This window comes from Parasphingorhabdus sp. (genome assembly GCF_049667325.1).
In the GTDB taxonomy this organism is placed as follows: Bacteria; Pseudomonadota; Alphaproteobacteria; order Sphingomonadales; family Sphingomonadaceae; genus Parasphingorhabdus.
In genome coordinates, this window is record NZ_JBATHY010000204.1 from 1 (window position 1) to 5636 (window position 5636).

Genomic DNA, 5636 nt, shown 5'->3' on the forward strand with positions numbered 1-5636 from the left:
GTCATGTGCATCTTCCTTCGAGCGCATCGACCGTGTTTCATTCTTGTCGGGATCGAACAGCCGGGTTTCCTGGACGACAGTGCCGCCATCCTCGATCAGATCGACCTGGCGCTGGGCTTCAAATTCGATCACCGCCTGGATGAAGCGCATCGAGTTGACATTCTTGGTCTCGGTGCGGGTACCGAGTTCGCCGCCGGGCTTGCGCACGCTGACGTTGACGTCGGCGCGCATCGAGCCCTGCTCAATATTGCCGTCGCACGACCCGACATAGCGCAGGATCGAACGGAGCTTGCGGACATAGGCCGCCGCTTCCTTGGGCGAGGTCATGTCGGGCTTGGACACGATTTCCATCAGCGCTACGCCGCAGCGGTTGAGATCGACATAGGACATGGTCGGATGCTGGTCGTGCATCAGCTTGCCGGCATCCTGTTCGATATGGATGCGTTCGACGCCGATCGCTTTGCCATGGGCATCCGGGTCTTTTTCATCGAGCGAAATCTGGATCACGCCTTCGCCGACAATCGGATGGTAAAGCTGGGAAATCTGGTAGCCCTGCGGCAGATCGGCGTAGAAATAATTCTTGCGGTCAAAGCGCGAATATTTGTTGATCTGGGCGTTGATCGCGAGACCGGTACGCACCGCCTGACGGACGCATTCGCCGTTCAGCGTCGGCAACATGCCGGGCATGGCGGCGTCGACGAGGCTGACCTGGGTATTGGGCTCTGCGCCAAATTCGGTCGAGGCTCCGGAAAAGAGCTTCGATTCGGATGTGATCTGAGCGTGGACCTCGAGGCCGATCACGACCTCCCATTCGCCGGTTCCACCCTGGATACGATATGTTGATTCAGTCATTTCTACCACCACTGCTCCGGTTTCGCGACAAAGCCTGCCCGTTCTTCAATCGCCAGACCTGCGTTGAACACGCTCTGTTCGTCCAGTGCCTTGCCGATGATCTGCAAGCCGAGGGGCAAGCCCTTGCCGTCGAGTCCTGCTGGCACCGACATGGCGGGCAATCCGGCCAGCGAACTGGGCACGGTGAACACGTCGTTCAGATACATGGCCAGCGGATCGTCGCTTTTCTCGCCCAGGCCGAAGGCCGCGCTCGGCGCGGTCGGGGTCAGCAGCAGATCACAGTGTTGCCATGCCTTGTCGAAATCCTGCGCAATCAGCGTCCGGACCTTTTGCGCCTGGGTATAATAAGCGTCATAATAGCCGGCGCTCAGCACATAAGTGCCGATCATGATCCGACGCTTCACTTCCGGTCCGAAACCGGCTTCGCGGGTTGCGGCATACATGTCCTGCAGCCCTGCCCCGTCCGGCAGATCGCGCAGACCGTAACGCACGCCATCATAGCGCGAGAGGTTGGACGATGCTTCTGCGGGCGCGATGATATAATAAGCCGGCAGCGCATATTTGGTGTGCGGCAGCGAAACATCGACGATGGTCGCCCCGGCATCCTTCAGCATCTCGATGCCCTTCTGCCACAGTGCATCAATTTCTGCAGGCATGTTGTCAACGCGATATTCCTTGGGAATACCGATCTTCTTGCCTTTAAGATCGCTGTTCAGCGCTGCTTCCCAATCGGGGACGGGCAGATCCAGCGAAGTTGAGTCTTTCGCATCAAACCCTGCCATGGCTTCGAGCATGATCGCGCAGTCGCGGACATTGCGGGCCATTGGCCCCGCCTGATCGAGCGAACTGGCAAAGGCGATCGTGCCCCAGCGCGAGCAACGGCCATAGGTTGGTTTGAAACCGGTAATCCCGACAAAGGCAGCCGGTTGGCGAATCGAGCCACCGGTATCGGTGCCGGTCGCTGCGGGCGCGATGCGTCCCGATACAACTGCGGCGCTACCACCCGACGAACCGCCCGGAGTCAGGTCGCTATTGCCGCCGTCATTGCGTCGCCAAGGCGAAATGACGTTGCCGAATGCGCTGGTCTCGTTCGAGGAGCCCATGGCGAACTGATCCATATTGAGCTTGCCGAGCATCCCTGCGCCAGCCTTGAACAGGTTCGACGACACCGTGGACTCATATTGCGGTGTGAAACCCTCCAATATCAGGCTGCCTGCTGTTGTGGCAACGCCCTCGGTGCAGAACAAATCCTTCATGCCGATTGGAACGCCGGCCATCTTGCCGAGCGTTTCTCCCGCAGACTTGGCCTTGTCGGTTGCCTCGGCTGCGGCCAAAGCATGTTCCGGCGTTTCGACCAGAAATGCATTCAGCGGTTTCGCAGCACTAACCCGCACAATGAAAGTCTCAGCGACTTCCTTTGCGGTGAAATCGCCGCCTGCGACGCCGCTACGGATATCGGCGATACCCATTTCAAATATTGCAGTCATTATTCGATCACCTTGGGAACCGCGAAAAAGCCGTGTTCGGCGATCGGCGCATTGGCCAGTATCTTGTCACGGATTTCGCCATCGGTGACGACATCCTTGCGCAACCGCAATTTGTTCGGGATCACCGCCGTCATCGGCTCGACCTTCGAACAATCCACTTCGCCCAGTTGCTCGACCCAACCCAATATCTGGTTGAGCTCCGGCACAAAGGCATCGGCTTCGGCTTCGGTGATCGCGATCCTCGAGAGGCTGGCGATCTTTTTGACGGTTTCCTTATCGATTGACATGACTCATTCTTTTTCAGTTCATCTTTTTTAGGGTATTGCTGATATAAATATTGTACCGAGCGCCGCTAGCACTGGCGCGAAGCGGCTTCAAGCGGATTGAAGCGGCAGCATATTGGTTGGAGTATCTTTTGGCCCGTAAATTTCTCTATTTTGTCGCAAGCATGATCATTCTCGTGCTCGCCGGCGCATTTGTTTTCCGCCTTTATGGTGACGAGCTGATGGAAGTGGCCTTTGTGCCGGACACCGAGTTCACGGCGCAGGAAGTGCTGGAAAACAACATATATGCCCAAACCGGCATGTGGCTGGCGCGCCCTGAACTGGTGAAAGGCAATCCGGCCCTTTGGCTGCCGGAAGGTTATGAGGATACCGAAACAGCATTCCCGGACAGCAAGAAAGCCGCCGTATTCTTCATTCATCCGACTTCTTTTCTAAAGAAAAATCGCTGGAATGCCCCCCTGAATGACAAGGAATCGCAGGCCCGCGCTCGAATATTCCTGCGCGGACAGGCCAGTGCGTTCAACGCTATCGGAGAGGTCTGGGCACCGCGTTACCGCCAGGCGACACTGGGTGCGTTTCTCACCGAGAAGCGCGAGGGACAGCTGGCGCTGGATGCTGCCTATCAGGATGTGCTTGCCGCATTTGACCATTTCGTTGCCGAAGTTCCTGCCGATCAGGCTATTATATTGGCGGGGCATAGCCAGGGCAGCCTGCATCTAACCAATCTGCTCAAGGACCGGGTCGCCGGCACGCCCCTCGCCAACCGGATCGTCGCCGCCTATGTCATTGGCTGGCCCGTATCTGCAGAAACCGATGTTCCGGAAATGGGCCTCGACGTCTGTGAATCCCCTGACCAGACTCGCTGCATTTTGAGCTGGCAGAGCTTTGCGGAACCCGCCGATTATGGCCGGATTGTCAAAGTCTATGACACGACGATCGGGTTCAACGGCCAGCCGCGCAAAGATACCAGCCTGCTGTGCAGCAACCCGATCAATGGTGATATCGGTTCATCCGCCGCAGCGGCAGCCAATCTCGGAACGCTGGTCCCCAATGATAAATTGAGCGACGCCAGTTTGGTCGCTGGCTCGGTTCCCGCAAAATGCGACAGAAAAGGATTTCTCCTGATCGGCGACCCGCCCGAAATCGGTCCCTATGCCCTGCCCGGCAACAATTACCATGTTTACGATTACAGCCTGTTCTGGGCCAACATACGCGCCGATGCACGCCGGAGGATGACAGCATTTCTGGCTCGCTGATCTCCGATGATATCGCGGCGTTCAGCGCTGCGCTGCCCGATTGCGGCCGGCTGCTCGGTCTCGATATCGGCACGAAAACAGTCGGTATGGCGCTGTGCGATTCGAACTGGACCTTTGCGTCAGCGGCGGAAACAATCGAACGGCGCAAATTCTCCAAGGATCTCGAGCGTATCAAGGCGGTTATCGCCGAACAGAATATTGTCGGACTTGTGGCAGGCCTGCCGCTTAATCTCGATGGCAGCCAGAGCCAGCAAACCCAGGCGGCGCGGTCCTTTGCGCAAAATCTCAAGCCGCTTGGCCTGCCGATTTTGCTGTGGGACGAAAGATGGAGCACCCAGGCGGTCACACGCGATCTGATTGCGTCGGATGTCAGCCGGAAAAAACGGGCCAAGGTCGTCGACAAGATGGCCGCTGCCTATATTTTGCAAGGTGCGATAGACAGGCTTGCCGCGCTGTCATGATGACTCTATAGAACCCGCTTTAATGACATCGAAAAAAACCGCATCGTCGCAACCGTTTCCCGCCGGATCGGATGCTTTTCCTCATCGACATCTGTTGGGTATCGCCGGGCTCCAGCCCTGGGAGATATTATTTCTGCTCGAGGAGGCCAAGCAATGGGTCGATCTTAACAAGAAATCGAGCAAGCACGCGAACCAGCTGGATGGCCTGACGGTCATCAATGCGTTTTTTGAGAATAGCACCAGAACGCTGCTATCCTTTGAAATTGCCGGAAAACGGATGGGCGCCGATGTTGTCAATATGCACGCCGCACAATCGAGCGTCAAAAAAGGCGAAACGCTGATCGACACCGCGGTCACGCTCAACGCGATGAAAGCAGACGCGATCGTCATCCGACATGGCAGTTCCGGCGCGGTGCAGCTGATCGCCGACAAGGTCGACTGTCCGGTGCTCAACGCCGGGGACGGCAGCCATGAACATCCGACGCAAGCGCTTCTCGACGCTCTGACCATCCAGCGGCGCAAGGGCGAGATCAGCGGACTGACGGTGACCATTTGCGGCGACGTGATGCACAGCCGGGTGGCGCGGTCCAATATCTATTGCCTGACTACGCTTGGCGCGAAAGTGAGGGTTTGCGGCCCTCCGTCTTTGCTCCCTGCGGCGCTTGAGCGGTTCAATGTCGAGGTTTTTACCAATTTTGACGAGGCGCTAAGCGGCAGCGATGTCGTGATGATGCTGCGGCTTCAGAACGAGCGCATGAACGGCGACTTCATCCCCAGCCCGCGCGAATATCACTATCTGTACGGATTGACGCGGGAACGGTTGATGCTCGCGAACAAAGACGCGCTCGTCATGCACCCCGGGCCGATGAACCGCGGCGTCGAAATCGACAGCGATGTCGCGGATGATCCGGTGCATTCAGCGATAACCGAACAGGTCGAGATGGGGGTTGCCGTGCGGATGGCCTGTCTCGATATCCTGACCCGCAAATCCCGCGGTGTGGAGGGCTGGTCATGAAAACGGTTTTCACCAATGCAAGATTGGTCCTGCCAGGCGAGGATAAGCCAAAAGTAGGTCGCCTGATTGTTGATGGCGATCGCATCGCCCCTTCCGACGAGGGCAAGGATATCGGGTTCGGAACAGAAACAGATTGCAAAGGCATGCTCCTGGCCCCGGGTATTGTCGATCTCGGTGTCTTCGCGATCGACAAGCCTGCTTTTCATTTTGGCGGGATTACCCGGGCAGCATTGATGCCCGATCAGTCGCCCGTTCTCGATCTGCCAGCGATGATCAAGCAC

At 57.5% G+C, this 5636-nt stretch carries 6 protein-coding genes and 1 pseudogene; 4 read left to right on the plus strand and 3 right to left on the minus strand.

Annotation, left to right across the window (positions count from 1 at the left end):
- From gatB to gatC, 3 genes are all read right to left on the minus strand, one after another.
- Positions 1 to 852 (minus strand): Asp-tRNA(Asn)/Glu-tRNA(Gln) amidotransferase subunit GatB (gene gatB, locus WBM93_RS09320; protein ID WP_424431212.1); only part of this gene is annotated, 852 nt, incomplete at its 3' end.
- 2 nt (positions 853 to 854) lie between these two features.
- Positions 855 to 2339: an Asp-tRNA(Asn)/Glu-tRNA(Gln) amidotransferase subunit GatA gene (gene gatA / locus WBM93_RS09325; protein ID WP_424431214.1), complete on the minus strand. Its 1485-nt coding sequence runs from the start codon at positions 2337 to 2339 to the stop codon at positions 855 to 857.
- Positions 2339 to 2626, minus strand: a complete 288-nt coding sequence (gene gatC / locus WBM93_RS09330) for an Asp-tRNA(Asn)/Glu-tRNA(Gln) amidotransferase subunit GatC (protein ID WP_424431216.1) — start codon at positions 2624 to 2626, stop codon at positions 2339 to 2341. The genes gatA and gatC overlap by 1 nt, the downstream gene beginning before the upstream one ends.
- A gap of 128 nt (positions 2627 to 2754) precedes the next feature.
- On the opposite strand from gatC, the gene WBM93_RS09335 reads away from it, so the two are divergent.
- The 4 genes and pseudogenes from WBM93_RS09335 to WBM93_RS09350 all read left to right on the plus strand — a co-directional run.
- On the plus strand, positions 2755 to 3879 hold the full coding sequence (locus WBM93_RS09335) for a DUF3089 domain-containing protein (protein WP_424431218.1): 1125 nt from the start codon (positions 2755 to 2757) through the stop codon (positions 3877 to 3879).
- The gene (gene ruvX, locus WBM93_RS09340; RefSeq protein ID WP_424431221.1) at positions 3876 to 4340 is read left to right on the plus strand and encodes a Holliday junction resolvase RuvX; all 465 of its coding nucleotides are present in this window, start codon (positions 3876 to 3878) and stop codon (positions 4338 to 4340) included. Before WBM93_RS09335 ends, ruvX begins: the two co-directional genes overlap by 4 nt.
- A gap of 22 nt (positions 4341 to 4362) precedes the next feature.
- Positions 4363 to 5355, plus strand: a complete 993-nt coding sequence (locus tag WBM93_RS09345) for an aspartate carbamoyltransferase catalytic subunit (RefSeq protein ID WP_424431219.1) — start codon at positions 4363 to 4365, stop codon at positions 5353 to 5355.
- Positions 5352 to 5636, plus strand: a pseudogene (locus WBM93_RS09350) (dihydroorotase); the annotation flags it as partial. The gene WBM93_RS09345 and the pseudogene WBM93_RS09350, both read left to right, overlap by 4 nt.